This is a genomic window from Mesorhizobium sp. M7A.F.Ca.US.007.01.2.1, from assembly GCF_003998165.1.
GTDB classification, from domain to species: domain Bacteria; phylum Pseudomonadota; class Alphaproteobacteria; order Rhizobiales; family Rhizobiaceae; genus Mesorhizobium; species Mesorhizobium ciceri.
The window spans coordinates 12,187-28,818 of the sequence record NZ_RZQP01000014.1; the positions used below are offsets into that span (position 1 = coordinate 12,187).

A 16,632-nucleotide genomic window follows, 5' to 3' on the forward strand; every position below is an offset into this window, starting at 1 on the left:
TTTTGCTTCCGCGTCGGCCCCCGCAAATCAGCCGCGATGCCCGGAAAGGCTTCAGAAACTAGTCTTGAAACGGATCGGTCACAAGTATCGTGTCGTCGCGTTCCGGGCTGGTGGAAAGGAGCGCGACCGGTGCGCCGATGAGCTCCTCGATGTAGCGGACATACTTGACCGCCTGGGCCGGCAGATCATTCCAGCTGCGCGCGCCGGCAGTGGTGCCTTTCCAGCCCTCGAGCGTCTCGTAGACCGGTTCGACACGTGCCTGCGCGCCCTGGCTGGCCGGCAGATAATCGATCATCTCGCCGTCGAGACGGTAACCGGTGCAGACCTTGATCTCGTCCAGCCCGTCAAGCACGTCGAGCTTGGTCAGCGCGATGCCCTTGATGCCGTTGACCGCGACGGCCTGGCGCACCAGCACCGCGTCGAACCAGCCGCAGCGGCGCTTGCGACCGGTGACGACGCCGAATTCATGGCCGCGCGTGCCGAGGAATTCGCCGACCTCGTTCTTCTGCTCGGTCGGGAACGGACCCTCGCCGACGCGTGTCGTATAGGCCTTGGTGATGCCGAGCACATAGCCGATGGCGCCCGGGCCAACGCCGGAGCCGGCGGCAGCCTGTCCGGCAACCGTGTTCGACGAGGTCACGAACGGATAGGTGCCGTGGTCGATATCGAGCAGTGTGCCCTGCGCGCCCTCGAACAGGATGCGCTCGCCAGCCCGGCGCTTGTCGTCGAGGATCTTCCAGACCCGGTCCATATAGGGCAGGATGTCGTCGGCGACCGAGGTTAGTTCCTGCATGATCGCGTCATGCGTGACTTCCGCATGACCAAGCCCGCGTCGCAGCGCATTGTGGTGCGTCAGCAGCCTGTCGACTTTCAAGGGCAGTGTTTCCAAATCCGCCAAATCCATCACCCTGACCGCGCGCCGGCCCACCTTGTCCTCATAGGCGGGGCCGATGCCGCGACGGGTCGTGCCAATCTTCGTCCCGGAATTGGATGCGGCGTCCTCACGAAATCCGTCCAGCTCTCGATGCAGGGACAGGATAAGCGCTGTGTTTTCGGCTATTTTCAGGCGATCCGGCGCTACTTCGACACCTTGCGCCTTGAGTTTTGCCACCTCGGCGACGAAAGCGTGCGGGTCGAACACGACGCCATTGCCGATGATGGACAGCTTGCCGTGGCGCACGACGCCCGACGGAAGCAACGACAGCTTGTAGACCTTGCCGTCGACGACCAGCGTATGGCCGGCATTGTGGCCGCCCTGGAAACGCACCACGACATCGGCGCGCTCCGACAGCCAGTCGACGATCTTGCCCTTGCCTTCGTCACCCCACTGCGAGCCGACGACCACCACATTGGCCATGTTTCTTTTCCCTTGAGACGCCGCCAAGCGGCTTGAATATGGTTCGAAACGACAGGCCTCTATAACGTCAAGACCTCGCGAGCGCGACCTTTCTTTGCCGTCGAAAATGCCCTGAGGCACAACAATTTTCGGCTTTGACATCATTTACTTGGGCGAGCGAGGGCAATAGGCCGGCAAACACCGCAGCTCCGGCGACTGGAATCCCGCGATGCATCGAAGCGCCTACATATTCCTGCTGCTCACCACCTTGCTTTGGGGTGGAAATTCGGTGGCCGGCAAGCTGGCGGTCGATCACGTCTCGCCGATGACGCTGGTCTTCCTGCGCTGGGTGCTGGCCGTGGCGATCATGCTGCCCATCGGCTGGAAGACCATCCAGAAGGACTGGCCGGTAGTCCGCAAGCACTGGTTCGTGCTGGTCGCCCTCGGCGCCAGCGGCTTCACCCTGTTCAACACCATCTTCTACACGGCGCTCAACTACACGACAGCGATCAATGTCTCGATCGAACAGGCGGCGATGCCGATCCTGATCATGACTGCCAATTTCGTCTTCTTCCGCCTGCGCGTGAACTGGGCGCAGATTGTCGGCGTCGTGCTGACCGTCGCCGGCGTGATCCTCACCGCCTGCCATGGCGACCCGCGCCGGCTGTTGACGCTGGAACTCAATTTCGGTGACGCCATCATGCTGGTCGCAGTCTTTCTCTACAGCGGCTATTCGGTGGGGTTGCGGCTGAAGCCGGTGATGCACTGGCAGAGCCTGATGCTGGCCCTGTCGGTTTCGGCACTCGTCACCTCGTTGCCGTTCTTCCTGTGGGAGGTCCTCGCCGGCAAGGTCATCATGCCCGACGCGCGCGGCTGGACCGTCATCGTCTATACGGCGATCGGCGCCTCGGTCGTTTCGCAGATCTTCTACATCAGGGGCAACGAGCTGATCGGCGCCAACCGCGCCGGCCTGTTCATCAATCTGGTGCCGATCTTCGGCACGCTGCTGTCGGTGCTGATCGTCGGCGAGACGTTCCAGCTCTATCAGGCGCTGGCCTTGGTGCTCGTGCTGGGCGGCATCGGGCTTGCCGAATACAGCGGGCGCAAGATGGCGGTGGCGGACCACCGCGGATGACATTTGGCGGCTGAGGCCCTCCGCCGTCGCGGTAATCACGCGAACGGCCTGGACTTCGCCAATGGCGCGGAAACAGCGGCATGAATCCTGCCGCGTCCCCTACTTGGAACATTTCACCTCCAGCGGAGTTTGAACGCCAGGGAGGCGACATGATGAGCCACAACCCTCGCAGCACGGCAAGCATTGCTGGTCACCCTATCCACCCGATGCTGATTCCGTTTCCGATTGCCTTTTTTGTCGGCACCTTCGTTTGCGACCTTATCTTCTGGCGAACAGCCGATCCCGGATGGTTCACCGGGTCGCTTTGGCTTCTCGGCGCAGGCCTGATCATGGCTGCCCTGGCCGCGCTTGCTGGCTTGACGGACGTTCTCGGCGATGTTCAGGTCCGCAATCTCACGACGGCATGGCTCCATGCTGGCGGCAATGTACTCGTCGTGTTGATCGAGCTTTACAACTGGTACTCGCGGTATGCCGGCGGAGCGGCGGCCGTGATGCCAACCGGCATCGTCCTATCGCTGATCGTGGTTCTCATCCTGCTGTTTACGGGCTGGAAGGGCTGGGAACTGGTCTACCGACATCGCGTGGGTGTCTCCGATGGCTCGGACGAGTTGACATGAACCGGCCGCCGCGGCGGCCGGCGCCAACGAGGTGGGTCGGAGACCGCCTGTCCTCAATCACATCGCGTTGACGTCGAACTGCAGCCGCTTGGCCGAGTCGATCGACTTGTGCGCCTTGACCTTTTCCAGCACGGCTTCCGGGAACGGCGCGTCGAGATAGAGCAGCGCTATGGCATCGCCGCCCGGCCGGTTGCGGCCGAGCTGGAAGTTGGCGATGTTGACGCCATTCTCGCCGCAGACGGTGCCGAGCAGGCCGATGATGCCCGGCGCGTCCGCATTTGTGGTGTAGAGCATGTGCTGGCCGACCTCGGCATCGAGGTTGATGCCCTTGATCTGGATGAAGCGTGGCTTGCCATCCGAGAAGCATGTGCCGGCGATCGAGCGCGTCATGTGCTCGGTCTTCACCGTCAGCTTGATATAGCCGTCGAACACGCCCGACTTGTCGCGCTTGACCTCGGCCACGATGATGCCGCGCTCCTTCACCATGATCGGCGCCGACACCATGTTGACGTCCGAGACCTGAGGCCGGATCAGCCCGGCGAGTGCTGCACTGATCAGCGCGCGCGTGTTCATCGTCGCGGTCGAGCCGTCGAACAGGATCTCCACCTCCTTGATCGGATCTTCGGTGACCTGGCCGACAAAGGCGCCGAGCACCTCGGCGAGCTTGACGAACGGCTTCAGCCGCGGCGCCTCCTCGGCGGTGATCGACGGCATGTTGATGGCGTTGGAGACGGCGCCCTTGATCAGATAGTCGGCCATCTGCTCGGCAACCTGCAGCGCGACATTCTCCTGGGCCTCCGTCGTCGAGGCGCCGAGATGCGGCGTCGCCACCACATTCTCCATGCCGAACAGTTCGTTGTTCTCGGCCGGTTCGACCTCGAAGACGTCGACGCCGGCGCCGGCCACCTTGCCACTCTTCAGCGCTGCGACCAGATCGGCCTCGACGATCAGACCGCCGCGTGCGCAATTGATGATGCGCACGCCCTTCTTCATCTTGGCGATCGCCGCGGCATCGATGATGTTGCGCGTCTTGTCGGTCAGCGGCGTGTGCAGGGTGATGAAATCGGCGCGGGCGAACAGCTCGTCGAGCTCGACCTTGTCGACGCCAAGCTCCTCGGCACGGCTGTCCGACAGGAACGGATCGAAGGCGATGACGTGCATCTTGAGGCCAACGCCGCGCGTCGCGACGATCGAACCGATGTTGCCGCAACCGATGACGCCCAGCGTCTTGCCGGTTATCTCGACGCCCATGAAGCGGTTCTTTTCCCATTTGCCGGCATGGGTCGAGGCGTTGGCTTCAGGGATCTGGCGCGCCAGCGCAAAGATCATCGCCACCGCATGTTCGGCTGTGGTGATCGAGTTGCCGAAGGGCGTGTTCATCACGATGATGCCCTTGCGGCTTGCCGCCGGGATATCGACATTGTCGACGCCGATGCCGGCGCGGCCGATGACTTTGAGATTGGTAGCGGCGTTGATCAGCTTTTCGGTGACCTTGGTCGCCGAGCGGATGGCGAGGCCATCATACTGGCCGATCACTTCGGCGAGCTTATCCTTGTCCTTGCCGAGATCGGGCAGATAGTCGACCTCGACGCCACGATCCTTGAAGATTTGCACGGCGGTGGGGGAGAGTTTGTCTGAGACGAGAACGCGGGGCGCCATGGCGGCCTCCTTGAAATGGATTTGATCCTGATGGGAGTGGGCGGCCCGAAGGCCGCCGCGAACGATCTCAGGCCGCCGCTTTGAGCGACGCCTTCTGTGCGGCGAATGCCCAGTCGAGCCAGGGCAGCAGCGCTTCGAGATCCGACGTCTCGACCGTCGCGCCGCACCAGATGCGCAGGCCGGGCGGTGCGTCGCGATAGGCACCGATATCATAGGCGACGCCTTCCTTGTCGAGCACCGACACCAGCCCCTTGGCGAAGGCCGCCTGCCCGTCGGCGTCGAGCGCGGACACGTCCGGATCGGTGAAGGACAGGCAGACGGACGTGTTCGACCGTGTCGCCGGCTGGACGGCGAGATGACCGAGCCAGGAGGACTTGCCGACAAAGCGATCGATGACGGCCGCATTGGCATCCGCCCTGGCGATCAGCGCGTCGAGGCCGCCGGTCGACTTCGCCCAGTTGAGCGCATCGAGGTAATCCTCGACGCACAGCATCGAGGGAGTGTTGATGGTCTCGCCCTTGAAGATGCCTTCGATCAGCTTGCCGCCTGAGGTCAGGCGGAAAATTTTCGGCAGCGGCCATGAGGGCTTGTAGGTTTCCAGCCGCTCGACGGCGCGAGGCGACAGGATCAGCATGCCGTGAGCGCCCTCGCCGCCCAGCACCTTCTGCCAGGAGAAAGTGACGACATCGAGTTTTTCGAAGTCGAGCCTCTGCGCGAATGCGGCGGAAGTCGCATCGCAGACGGTCAGGCCCTTGCGGTCCGCGGGAATGAAATCGCCGTTCGGCACGCGAACGCCCGACGTGGTGCCGTTCCAGGTGAACACCACATCGCGGTCGAAATCGATCTTGGTGAGATCAGGCAGTTCGCCGTAGCCGGCTTCGATGTTGCGCACGTCGGCGAGCTTCAATTGCTTGACCACGTCGGTGACCCAGCCGGAGCCAAAGCTCTCCCAGGCGACCATGTCGACGCCGCGCTCGCCGAGCAGCGACCACAGCGCCATCTCGACCGCACCGGTGTCCGACGCCGGCACGATGCCGATGCGGTAACCCGCCGGGACCTGGAGAATCTCCCGCGTCAGCTCGATCGCCTGTTCGAGCTTGGTCTTGCCGATCTTGGCGCGGTGGGAACGGCCGAGCGCAGCATTTCTTAGCGCCTCGACCGACCAGCCGGGGCGCTTTGCGCAGGGACCTGAGGAGAAATTGGGGTTTGCCGGACGGAGTCCGGGCTTCGTATGCGTCGTCATCGTGGTCTATCCTTCCAGATAGTGGCCCCTCGTTGGGGAGGGGTGGCCCACGGACGGCGATATTCGTTCGGGCTTCAGGCGTCAAGAGGAAAGTTTTTGTCGTTGCCGGGATACCGGCGATCCTGATCAGGATGTCGTGACTTCAAACGCAAACGGCGGACCCCGAAAGATCCGCCGTCCTGGTCCTCGTACTCGCCGCGCCTACCAGAGATCGTAGCGCAGCCCGACCTTGACCTGATGATAATCGAGGCCCTTTTTGAACTCAGGGTTGCCGACAGCGTCTGCTGTCACGTATTTCGCGGAAGGCAGAGCCGTGTATTGATAGCCGACATCGACTGCAACATTCTTGCTGACCTGATAAGCAAAGCCGGCGCCGAGCGTATAGGCGAAGCTGAACTGCTTCTCCGACTGCGTCGTCCCATCATAGCCGTTTGGATCGTCGCATTCAAAGATGGTCGTGGTTGTACCTGATGTTGTCGATGAATTCTGACAGTTGCGAGCGCCTTGAGCGTACTTGTAGGTGCTGTACGCTATGCCGACACCGCCTCCGACATAGGGCGTGAAGCCGACATAAGTGCCCAGGTCGACAAAGGCGCTGGCCATCACATCGTAGGCCTTGTTGTTGCCGTCGTTGGAGCCTTCGCATCCACGGGTGCTTGGGCCGGCGAACGCGCTTGTGCTGCCACCGCTGGTGACAGTCACCGTCTGCGTTCCATCGCAAGTACTGTCGAATTTGCTGGCGAATTTGCTTGTCGGCAGCAGACCGAAATTCAATTCACCGCGGAAGTAATCGTTGAAATGATAGCCCATACCTATCGAACCAGACAGCGGGCTGGTGTCCGTAACCAGACCGGCCGGAGTTTCCGAAAATTCATAGGGCTTGTTGAAGGCATAGCCGAGATCACCGCGCAGATACCAGCCGGAGCCGACCTCGACCGGGACGTAGTCGGGCGCCTGGTCGACATAGATCGGCGGGTCATAATCGGCCGCGTGCACCGGCGTCAGCGGCAGGAGGGTTAGTGCACCGAGCGCCAGCGCCATACGCGATGTAAGTTTCATGGTCCCCGACTCCCGAATTTGGCGCAGCCCGCAATCGCAGCGGCAGCCATCGTTTCAAGGAGCATTGTTAACCATAGTGGTTAAGTGGCGGTTAAGGCTAACAGAGCGTTAGCGAATTCATTTCCCCTGTCGATTCCAGGCGGCCAACGAAAAACCGCCCGGCTGAGGCCGGGCGGTTTGTGAAGAATTCAAGTAATGTAGATGCTGTTACTTGGTGTAGATCGGCTCGGGTTCGGGCTGGTAGGCAACGACCGGCGCGGCGCAACCGTTGTTGCCACCGAACTGGTAACGCAGGCCACCGCGCACTTCGTGTGTGTTGATGCCACGATCGAAGCCGGGACCGGAGCTGGTGATGTTCCAGTCGAACATGCGGCCGCCCTGGATATGGGAGAAGCGGTAGCCGGCATCGAGAATGATCTTGTCGGTCAAGCAGTACGAAGCGCCGGCCATCAGACCGTAGGCGAAACGCCAGCTTGATCTGCCGGGATTGAACTCGGTGGTGTTCGGGTCGTAGACATCATCCCACTTGACGCGGGCGCCGCCGATGCCGGCGCCAACGTAAGGCGTGATGCCATGGTAGGTGCCGAGATCGACATAGGCGTTGGCAAGCAGTAGCAGGGCGCTCATCTTCGATACTTCGGTCGAAGTACCGTTGATGTCCGAGGTGCCGCCGTTGAAGTTCGACTTGAACCAATAGTCGGCGGTCAAATCGGTCCGGAAGTGATCGTTGATCTTGTAGCCGACGCCGGCGCCGAGCGAGAAACCGCCCTTGAGCTTGCCGAAATCGAAGCTTCTGGTGCCGGGCGTAACCGTACAGTTACAGGGATCGACGGTGTAGGTCATATAGTCGATGCCGCGCACGGTCGACTTGTGATAGTCGATGTCGCCACGGATATACCAGCCGCCGACTTCTACCGGCTGCTCGTAGACGGCCTGAGGCGGAGCCTCTTCGACGATCGGTTCCGGCAGGTCGGCCGCGAACAACGGCCCCGCCAGGCCTGCGAACAGTAAGGCGAGCAGGGCCTTTCTTGCTGTCTTGAACATGCTTGTCACCCCTGAGAAGCTCGGAACGGCAAACCCGCCCGAAATGCGATTGGCTTTCAGTCGTGGATAATGAATTGCAAAGGTTAAAAGGCGTTTAACCCTGTTGCTTAACCACGAATCTCGAAACTTCTGGGGACCGGCGCGAGATTTCCGAACAGCGAACAGACTGGGAGCCGACAAGAAAAAGCCCGCCGAGAGGCGGGGCTTGGACAGGTTCAGGCGACGACGTCCTGCCGGGCGCTGTGGGGGTCAGGCGGCGCTGCGCGTTTCCGAGATGATGTCCACGATGCCATTCACCACGGACTCGACCAGTTGCGGGTCGTCGCCCTCGGCCATCACGCGGATCAGCGGCTCTGTCCCGGATGGCCGGATAACCAGCCGTCCGGTCTTGCCGAGCCGGCTACGCGCGTCTTCGATGGCGGCCTTGACCGGCGCCTCCTCGAGCGGCTTGCCGCCGGAAATGTGAACGTTCTTCAGGAGCTGCGGCACGGGTTCGAATTTCTTCGACAGTTCGCTGACCGGCCGGCCCTGCCGCTTGATGCAGGCCAGCACCTGCAGCGCCGAAACCAGGCCGTCGCCGGTGGTCGAAAAGTCAGACAGCACGATATGGCCCGACTGTTCGCCGCCGACATTCAGCCCGTGCGCGCGCATATGCTCGACGACATAACGGTCGCCGACCTTGGTGCGGTGCAATTGCAGCTTCATGTCGCCGAGGAAGCGTTCGAGGCCCAGATTGGACATGACGGTTGAGACGACACCGCCGCCGGCAAGCCGCCCGCTCTGGTGCCAGGATTCGGCGATCAGCGCCATGATCTGGTCACCATCGACGATCGCGCCGTTTTCATCGACGATGACGACGCGATCGGCGTCGCCGTCGAGCGCGATGCCGATATCGGCGCGCACTTCGTGCACCTTCTTTTGCAGGCCGGCCGGGTGGGTCGAGCCGCATTCCTTGTTGATGTTGAAGCCGTTGGGCTCGACATTGATGGCGACGACTTCGGCGCCCAGTTCCCACAGCGCCTCGGGCGCCACCTTGTAGGCCGCGCCATTGGCGCAATCGACGACGATCCTCAAGCCCGCGAGCGACATCGAGCGCGGCAAGGTGCGCTTGGCGAATTCGATGTAGCGGTCATGCACGCCGTCGACGCGCTTGGCGCGGCCAAGCCCGTCGGAATCGGCGAGCGCCAGTTCGATATCCCTGTCGAGCATGCTCTCGATGCGCTCCTCGATCTCGTCGGAGAGCTTGTAGCCGTCGGGTCCGAACAGCTTGATGCCGTTGTCGTAATAGGGGTTGTGCGAGGCCGAGATCATGACGCCGATATCGGCGCGCAGCGAACGCACCAGCATGGCGACAGCCGGCGTCGGGATCGGGCCGAGCAGGAACACATCCATGCCGGCGGCACAAAGACCGGCGACCATGGCATTCTCGATCATATAACCGGAAAGCCTGGTGTCCTTGCCGAGCACGACACGATGTCGATGGCTGCCGCGCTGGAAGGAAAGGCCGGCGGCCATGCCGACCCGCATCGCGATTTCAGCGGTCATCGGAAACTTGTTGGCGCGTCCGCGAATGCCGTCCGTGCCGAAATAATTCCCTGCCATGCCAGTCAGCTTCCTCGACGTTTCTTCCCCGGCACGTCATGCCACAAGTGGCCAGGGCGCTATGATCACATTGTGTGATTATACGTTACCAATCCTTAGAAAACCATTGTTGTGCACTGCACACAACGTGGCCGCAACCTGACATGCCCAGACTGCCATGCTGCAATATACAAGTCATTCGAGCCTTTCAGCGCGGATGCACCAGGAAAATCTTGCTCTGACCCAGGCAACGGACAACGATTTCATCACCTTATCGGGAGAAGCCGATTTTCGGCGATATATACGCCACTTAGCATCTGGCGCAACCGACCGTTGAGCGTTATTGATTTGCAGGGACGTATCATGGGCTGCTGCAACGGAGAAACGCTATGCTCATCCACCGACTTGCCACTTTGACCGGCCTCGCCGTCGCGACCTTGTTCCTGGCCGCGCCAGCCAACGCACTGACGATGGCCGAGTGCAGCACGAAGTATAACGCCGCCAAGGATGCGGGGACACTGGCCGGAGCGACCTGGAACCAGTTCCGCAAGGCTCAGTGCGGCACCGACGCCGCAGCGACGACCGACGCCAAGCCGGCCGATGCCAAGAAAGCGACCGACACCACGAAGGCTGCCGCGGCGGACGACAGCACGGCCAAGGGCCTGACGGCTAAGGAATGCAGCACCAAGTATCAGGCGGCGAAGGCTGCCGGCACGCTGAACGGCATGAAGTGGAACGACTTCCGCAAATCCGAATGCGCCGCCGGTGCATCCGCCGCTGCCGCCGCCAAGCCGGCGACCACCAAGGCCGCCGCGGCTCCCGCCGCTCCCGCAGACAATGGCGGCAAGGGTCTGAGCATGGCCGAATGCAGCACCAAATATCAGGCCGCCAAGACGGCCAACACGCTGAACGGCATGAAGTGGAACGACTTCCGCAAGACCGAGTGCGGCGCAGCCGCCTCGGATGACGACACCGTGCCGGCCGCCGACGAGGCGAGCTACACCAAGGAGCCGGCGAAGCCGACGACGGCTGCGCCCAAGGGCGTCAAGTTCCCGTCCGCGATCTCGGCGAAATATGCCAGCGAGACCCCCGGAAAGGGCCGCATGCACACCTGCCTCGACCAGTACTATGTCCTCAAGGACGCCAACGCGCTCGGCGGCCTGAAGTGGATCCAGAAGGGCGGCGGCTTCTACAGCCTGTGCAATGCCAAGCTGAAGGGCTGATCGCTTAGCCATAGTCTCCAAACAAAGGCCCGCGCATCGCAAGATGCGCGGGCCTTTTTTGTTGCGCGAAGACGCACACTGCCTTGCTCGCATCTGCATGTCGCCGGCTGCCGGCATCATCAATTCGCCTACACTGCCCACCGCCAAGCTCATCGGTAGTCCGTAAAGATTCTGGTTGAACATATAGAGAACAAACCATATACAAAAAGACGTCAAACTTATTATCAACCAGGAGGGTCTTATGCACGGTTTGAAATTGGCGGTATTGGCTGCGACCGCATTTGTCGCTTGGAGCGTCGCCCCCGCAAGCGCACTGACGATGAAGGAATGCGGCGAGACCTATCGAACAGCCAAGGAAGGCGGCACTCTGAACGGCATGGACTGGACGGCTTTTCGCAAGGAGAAGTGCGCGACATCAGCAGCGGACAGTGTCAGCGAGGATACGGTCAAAACCGAGCCGCAGACGAAAAAGGAAACCAGCGCGGCGGTCGCCCCCACTGTAGCGCCCGCGGGCGTGACATTTCCGACCACGCTGGCCGCCGAGTTCAAGACCGAAAAGCCCGCGAAGGCGCGCATGAAGACCTGTCTCCAGGGCTACCATGGCAACAAGGACGCGGGCACGTTGAACGGCCTTCGCTGGATCCAGAAGGGCGGCGGTTATTACAGCCTGTGCAATGCCAAGCTGAAGAGCTGAGCGACAAGACATCTGAAGAAGAGAAGGCCTGCGAACCGCAGGGTTCGCGGGCCTTTTTGTTGCCTTCGAGGGCACGCCAGCGGCGACGTTGCCAATCTCCCCCTTGTGGGGGAGATTGGCTATCACCTAGGCTTTCGCCAATCGTCACCGTCGCAGATGCGAGGTCGCGGACAACTCCTCCCCAACGCCAAAAACAAAAAACGCCGCGGAACAAGCCGCGGCGTTCGATGAAATCGTTGGTCAAGCTCAGCTCGACGGCTGTGGTTCCATACCGCCTTCGGGCTCAGGACCCTTCTTGCGGCGGCCGCCGGACTTCGGCACGGCCGAGCCACGACTTGGCGGCGTATCGTCGCCGAGGTCGCGTGCGGGCTTGTGGCCGGCGATCAACTGCTTGATCTCCTCGCCGGACAGCGTCTCGTATTCCAGCAGGCCCTGCGCCAGCGCGATCCATTCCTTCTTCTTCTTGGTCAGGATGGACTTCGCCGACGAATAGGCCTCATCGATCAGGCGGCGCACTTCGGCGTCGATGATCTGCGCCGTTTCTTCCGAGACGTTCTGCGTGCGTGCCACCGAATGGCCAAGGAACACTTCTTCCTGGTTGTCGCCATAGGCGACATGGCCGAGCTTGTCGGAAAAGCCCCAGCGCGTGACCATGGCACGCGCCAGCTTGGTCGCCTGCTCGATATCCGAAGAAGCTCCGGAGGTGATGTTCTCCTTGCCGAACTTGAACTCCTCGGCGACACGGCCGCCCATCATGATGGCGAGCCGCGAGATCATGTATTTGTAGCTCATCGAATAGCGGTCGCCTTCCGGCAACTGCATGACCATGCCGAGCGCGCGGCCGCGCGGGATGATGGTGGCCTTGTGCAGCGGATCGGCCGACGGCACGTTGAGCGCGAGAATGGCGTGGCCGGCCTCATGGTAGGCGGTCAGCTCCTTCTCGGCCTGCGTCATGGCCGACGAGCGGCGCTCGGCGCCCATCATGATCTTGTCCTTAGCGTCCTCGAATTCAGCCATGGTGACGAGGCGCTTGTTGCGTCGTGCCGCCATCAGCGCGGATTCGTTGACGAGGTTCATCAGGTCGGCGCCGGAGAAGCCAGGCGTGCCGCGCGCGATCACCTTGAGGTCGACATTGGGCGCCAGCGGCACGTTGCGCACATGCACCTTGAGGATCTTCTCGCGGCCGACGATGTCAGGGTTCGGCACCACGACCTGGCGGTCGAAGCGGCCTGGCCGGAGCAGCGCCGGATCGAGCACGTCGGGCCGGTTGGTGGCAGCGATCAGGATGATGCTTTCGTTGGATTCGAAGCCGTCCATCTCGACCAGCAGCTGGTTCAGCGTCTGCTCGCGTTCGTCATTGCCGCCGCCGAGGCCGGCGCCGCGATGACGGCCGACTGCGTCGATTTCGTCGATGAAGATGATGCAGGGCGCGTTCTTCTTGGCCTGATCGAACATGTCGCGGACGCGGCTTGCACCGACGCCGACGAACATCTCGACGAAGTCAGAACCGGAAATGGTGAAGAACGGCACATTGGCTTCGCCGGCAACCGAGCGCGCGAGCAGCGTCTTGCCGGTTCCCGGAGGGCCGACGAGCAGCACGCCGCGCGGAATCTTGCCGCCGAGCCGCTGGAACTTCTGCGGATCGCGCAGGAACTCGACGATCTCTTCCAGATCTTCCTTGGCTTCGTCGACGCCGGCAACGTCCTGGAAAGTGACGCGGCCATGCGCTTCGGTGAGCAGCTTGGCCTTCGATTTGCCGAAGCCCATCGCGCGGCCGGAGCCGGACTGCATCTGGCGCATGAAGAATATCCAGACGCCGAGGATGAGGATCATCGGCAGCCAGGAGATCAAATAGCCGAACAGCGAATTGGAACCGTCCGTTTCAGGCCGTGCATTGATGGTGACGTTCTTGTCCTGCAGCCGCGAGACCAGCGAAGGATCGCCGGGCGAATAGGTCTGGAAACCGCTGGAATTGTCGGTGTAGGTGCCGCTGATACGAGCGCCAGCAATGGTCACCGTCTTGACCCGCCCGGCCGCGACATCCTGCAGGAACTGCGAATAAGGCACATCGCTGGAAGCCCCTCGCGTCTGCGGCGTCTGGAACAGATTGAACAGGGCTATGAGCAGGACCGCTATGATCGCCCAAAGCGCGAGGTTGCGATAGTTCGGATTCATCAATTGTCCCGTTGGCGTCCGCGAGGCAGACACGCGTCATGAGAGGAAACTTGCGCCTAACATAGGGAGAGCGTCCCCCCTTGCCAAGCAGAACAGCACGTCTGGGTTAAGCTTTCGCGCAACCATCAGCCGGCACTGTGGCCGCTGAAAGGCAAGGGCGGGACCGGGGCCGCGCCAATCAGCCCGGCGACGGCCCGCGCCGGCGCTAGGTCGAAGGATGGCAGGAAGCGGCCGAAGGGGGCAACGACCGGCCGCGCTTCCACCATCGCGGACTTCAGTCCATATCCAGGCAAACCAAGGCATTCACCGGCCTGCCACACCGCCGGTTCGGCCGCGAGCGCGGCGCGCATCAGGCTCGACGGGGTTTTTCCTTCACCCGTCGCCAGCCGCTTCGCCGCTGCCGCGCCTAACGGGGCAATCAACAATGCGCTGCTGCTGTCGTTCAATGTGATGTGCCGGCGGCCGTCCCACAGGGTGCTGCCGGTGGCGGCAGCGGCGGCGGGCAGTCCGCGCGCCTCGCGGCGCAGGAATATGCCGGAGCGCCGGGAATCGACAACCGTCCGCGACAATGTGGCGCAAAGAAATCCAGCCCTCAGCCGACCGAACAGAGCCTCGCTGCGGGCCTGATCCGGCAGGAAGGCAATCCCGCCGGTCGTGGCCAGAAGGATGCGCAACGCATAGACGGCCGCCTGCTCGTCACCGGAGGAGAGCAGGCACGGGTCGAGGCGGATGAGGCCGATGGCTGGCTGGCTGGCGAAGCCATCGATCAAACCGGCTGCGCTGGCGCCAAGCTGCCTGCGCTCGAGGGCGGCCTGGCCCGCGAGCATCAACATGCCCTTCACATGCTCGACACTCTCGCCGGCAAGTGCGGCCCGCACACGCGGCCGCTCGAAAGCCGCGTCGACATTGGTCGGATCGTCAGCCCAGCCGACATTTTGACGGCGCAGGACGTCGCGCAATACCGCGCGCCGCACGCCGAGGAGCGGCCGCACGATCCAGATGCGCCAGTCATAGAGGGTGGCCGGTGCCATGCCGGCAAGTCCCCGGCCGGCCATTCCGGCATGGCCTTGGCCCTCGTCCCGCGCGTGCCGCATCAGCACCGTTTCCGCCTGGTCGTCGGCGGTATGGCCGGTGAGGATCATGCCGATGCCTTCCGCTTGTGCCGCCTCGGCTAGCAGCCGGTAGCGCGCCTCGCGAGCGGCGGCGGGCAGACCGGTCGATGGCTTTGGACCCGACCATGTCAGGATGCGGTGTGAAATTCCGAGCCTGGCGCACAGCTTCGCCACTGTTTGCGCTTCCGCAGCCGAACCGGACCGCAAACCGTGGTCGATCGTCACCGCCAGCAGCTTGGTTGCCGGCGCCCTACGGTCGAGATGGTGTTTGAGGAGAAGGAGCAGGGCGGTCGAGTCGCTGCCGCCGGACAGGGCCGCAACAGCGCCGCTGGTAAAATCGATATGCGAAAAAGGGTTAGTCGAAAGGTCCGGCTCGGTGTCGAGCATGATGCATGTCGCCCAAAAGTGATCCCGGTTTCAGGACAACGACATGTATGACAAGGATCAGCAGGCAGCCAGAGCCTTCTCCTGCTTGACGCGTTCCTTGAGCGCGCTGGAAATATCGGGGTAGCGCTTGCCGACCTCGCTGAAAGTGGCGCAGGCAACGTCATGCTGCTTGAGGCCGACCAGCGACACGCCGAGCTTCAGCAACATGTCGGGAGCTTTCTTGGCCTTGGGGTAGTCCTTGCTGGCGGCAAGGAACGTCTCGGCCGCATCGCGGTATTTCTGCTGGCCGAGCAATGACTCGCCCAGCCAGTAATGCGCATCCGCGGCCTTCGCATCCTTGGGGAAGCGGGCGATGTGGTCGCGAAAACCCTGCTCGGCGGTGCCGTAGTCGCCCGAGAGGATGAACTGGTATGAGTTGCGGTAGAGCTCTTCCGGATTGTTGGTGGCAGGCAACGCCGCGACCACCGTATCGGATTTGCCGGCCTTGGGCGCCGCCCCGGCGACTGGCGCGGTATCCTGCGCCGGCGCGGTCGATTGTGTGTTGCCGCCGGCATCGATGACATTGCCGTTCTTGTCGACGGTGATGCTGCCGAAGGTCTTTTCCGGCGCTCCCGTACCGGGAATAACCTTGCCGGGGTCGCCATCCGGAGATTCGACGATGACGTCCTCGACCGTCTTGCCGACTGCCGATTGATCGTTGGCGGGCTCGGCGCCGGCATCGGCCGGCGCCCGTGTTGCCGGGGCCGCCGCCACGTTGTTGTCGGTGCCGGTGGTGGCGTCCGATTTCTTCTGCGCCGGCGGCTGCCCGCCTTGCGTGCCGCCACCTTCCAGCTGCTGGAAGCGGAATTCATTATCTTCCTGCTGCTTGCGGATCTGCTCCTGCATTTGCAGGACCTGGAAATTGAGTTCCTCGATCTTGCCGTTCATCTGCCGCAGCTGCTCTTCCAGGCTGGTGACAGCGGTAGGATCGGACTGCACCAGCTGAACCTGGTCCGGTTTCTTCTTTTGGCCAAAAAAGCTGGGCAATTCGATAGTGGGAAGATGGAAGGTAAAGCCGCTGTCGGTTGATTGCCCTGTGCCGCTCGCCCCGGTGCCGCTAGCCAGGGCGGTGACGCCTGATAGGAGCAGCAGCGCAAGCGTGCCGCTCAGAACCGATCTCAAATGCATGTGCCTCTCGCAGTGATTTCGTTAGCTTGTTCGCGCCTTCCAATCAGAATGGGACCAGCCAAGCGCCCTCGGCTCATAGCAGGAGCCGAGACTTCGGCCAAATTTTGTTTCGGGCATCCGGATATGAAAAAGGCGGCCCCAAGGCCGCCTTTCGCACAAGTATGTTGCATTTTTACCGCTAGACGGCCACGCGTCCTTTG

Annotated in this window: 13 protein-coding genes; 4 read left to right on the plus strand and 9 right to left on the minus strand. The window is 62.3% G+C overall.

Translation table 11 applies throughout. The features are described from left to right. Positions 1-58: 58 nt before the first annotated feature. Positions 59-1,357, minus strand: a complete 1,299-nt coding sequence (locus tag EN949_RS04630; protein ID WP_127367414.1) for an adenylosuccinate synthase — start codon at positions 1,355-1,357, stop codon at positions 59-61. A gap of 208 nt (positions 1,358-1,565) precedes the next feature. Between EN949_RS04630 and EN949_RS04635 the strand changes: the two genes are divergently transcribed. Further along, positions 1,566-2,471: a DMT family transporter gene (locus EN949_RS04635; protein ID WP_063169196.1), complete on the plus strand. Its 906-nt coding sequence runs from the start codon at positions 1,566-1,568 to the stop codon at positions 2,469-2,471. Positions 2,472-2,623: 152 nt separating this feature from the next. Further along, on the plus strand, positions 2,624-3,088 hold the full coding sequence (locus tag EN949_RS04640) for a DUF2231 domain-containing protein (RefSeq protein ID WP_127366078.1): 465 nt from the start codon (positions 2,624-2,626) through the stop codon (positions 3,086-3,088). Between the two features lie 57 nt (positions 3,089-3,145). On the opposite strand, the gene serA is transcribed toward EN949_RS04640, so the two are convergent. From serA to glmM, 5 genes are all read right to left on the minus strand, one after another. Next, a complete protein-coding gene (serA, locus tag EN949_RS04645; protein ID WP_024502929.1) occupies positions 3,146-4,747 on the minus strand; it encodes a phosphoglycerate dehydrogenase in 1,602 nt (533 codons plus the stop codon). Positions 4,748-4,814: 67 nt separating this feature from the next. After that, a complete protein-coding gene (locus EN949_RS04650; RefSeq protein WP_127366077.1) occupies positions 4,815-5,990 on the minus strand; it encodes a phosphoserine transaminase in 1,176 nt (391 codons plus the stop codon). 201 nt (positions 5,991-6,191) lie between these two features. Beyond that, entirely contained in the window at positions 6,192-7,049 is an 858-nt protein-coding gene (locus EN949_RS04655; protein ID WP_127366076.1) for an outer membrane beta-barrel protein, read from the minus strand. 207 nt (positions 7,050-7,256) lie between these two features. Beyond that, positions 7,257-8,093 (minus strand): outer membrane protein, encoded by an 837-nt coding sequence (locus EN949_RS04660; protein ID WP_013529156.1) that lies wholly within the window; start codon positions 8,091-8,093, stop codon positions 7,257-7,259. A 249-nt stretch (positions 8,094-8,342) separates the two neighbouring features. Then, positions 8,343-9,695 carry a phosphoglucosamine mutase gene (glmM, locus tag EN949_RS04665; protein WP_013529155.1) on the minus strand — a complete coding sequence of 451 codons (1,353 nt, stop codon included), beginning with the start codon at positions 9,693-9,695 and terminating at the stop codon, positions 8,343-8,345. A gap of 368 nt (positions 9,696-10,063) precedes the next feature. On the opposite strand from glmM, the gene EN949_RS04670 reads away from it, so the two are divergent. Further along, positions 10,064-10,897 carry a hypothetical protein gene (locus EN949_RS04670; RefSeq protein WP_064995907.1) on the plus strand — a complete coding sequence of 278 codons (834 nt, stop codon included), beginning with the start codon at positions 10,064-10,066 and terminating at the stop codon, positions 10,895-10,897. 241 nt (positions 10,898-11,138) lie between these two features. Then, on the plus strand, positions 11,139-11,591 hold the full coding sequence (locus tag EN949_RS04675; protein ID WP_013529153.1) for a hypothetical protein: 453 nt from the start codon (positions 11,139-11,141) through the stop codon (positions 11,589-11,591). A 246-nt stretch (positions 11,592-11,837) separates the two neighbouring features. On the opposite strand, the gene ftsH is transcribed toward EN949_RS04675, so the two are convergent. The 3 genes from ftsH to ybgF all read right to left on the minus strand — a co-directional run bounded on the left by ftsH (position 11,838) and on the right by ybgF (position 16,432). Continuing rightward, positions 11,838-13,766, minus strand: coding sequence for an ATP-dependent zinc metalloprotease FtsH (ftsH, locus tag EN949_RS04680; protein ID WP_013529152.1), 1,929 nt, complete (start codon positions 13,764-13,766; stop codon positions 11,838-11,840). Positions 13,767-13,891: 125 nt separating this feature from the next. Continuing rightward, positions 13,892-15,265, minus strand: a complete 1,374-nt coding sequence (gene tilS / locus EN949_RS04685) for a tRNA lysidine(34) synthetase TilS (RefSeq protein ID WP_127371644.1) — start codon at positions 15,263-15,265, stop codon at positions 13,892-13,894. A 57-nt stretch (positions 15,266-15,322) separates the two neighbouring features. After that, positions 15,323-16,432 carry a tol-pal system protein YbgF gene (ybgF, locus tag EN949_RS04690; RefSeq protein WP_024502924.1) on the minus strand — a complete coding sequence of 370 codons (1,110 nt, stop codon included), beginning with the start codon at positions 16,430-16,432 and terminating at the stop codon, positions 15,323-15,325. Positions 16,433-16,632: the final 200 nt, after the last annotated feature.

Excerpts from the sequence above, each read along its gene's own strand:
- EN949_RS04670 (WP_064995907.1), top strand. The coding sequence starts at position 10,064 with ATGCTCATCCACCGACTTGCCACTTTGACCGGCCTCGCCGTCGCGACC.
- EN949_RS04660 (WP_013529156.1), bottom strand. The coding sequence starts at position 8,093 with ATGTTCAAGACAGCAAGAAAGGCCCTGCTCGCCTTACTGTTCGCAGGC.
- EN949_RS04650 (WP_127366077.1), bottom strand. The coding sequence starts at position 5,990 with ATGACGACGCATACGAAGCCCGGACTCCGTCCGGCAAACCCCAATTTC.
- tilS (WP_127371644.1), bottom strand. The coding sequence starts at position 15,265 with ATGCTCGACACCGAGCCGGACCTTTCGACTAACCCTTTTTCGCATATC.
- ftsH (WP_013529152.1), bottom strand. The coding sequence starts at position 13,766 with ATGAATCCGAACTATCGCAACCTCGCGCTTTGGGCGATCATAGCGGTC.
- serA (WP_024502929.1), bottom strand. The coding sequence starts at position 4,747 with ATGGCGCCCCGCGTTCTCGTCTCAGACAAACTCTCCCCCACCGCCGTG.
- ybgF (WP_024502924.1), bottom strand. The coding sequence starts at position 16,432 with ATGCATTTGAGATCGGTTCTGAGCGGCACGCTTGCGCTGCTGCTCCTA.
- EN949_RS04675 (WP_013529153.1), top strand. The coding sequence starts at position 11,139 with ATGCACGGTTTGAAATTGGCGGTATTGGCTGCGACCGCATTTGTCGCT.
- EN949_RS04635 (WP_063169196.1), top strand. The coding sequence starts at position 1,566 with ATGCATCGAAGCGCCTACATATTCCTGCTGCTCACCACCTTGCTTTGG.
- EN949_RS04630 (WP_127367414.1), bottom strand. The coding sequence starts at position 1,357 with ATGGCCAATGTGGTGGTCGTCGGCTCGCAGTGGGGTGACGAAGGCAAG.
- EN949_RS04640 (WP_127366078.1), top strand. The coding sequence starts at position 2,624 with ATGAGCCACAACCCTCGCAGCACGGCAAGCATTGCTGGTCACCCTATC.
- glmM (WP_013529155.1), bottom strand. The coding sequence starts at position 9,695 with ATGGCAGGGAATTATTTCGGCACGGACGGCATTCGCGGACGCGCCAAC.
- EN949_RS04655 (WP_127366076.1), bottom strand. The coding sequence starts at position 7,049 with ATGAAACTTACATCGCGTATGGCGCTGGCGCTCGGTGCACTAACCCTC.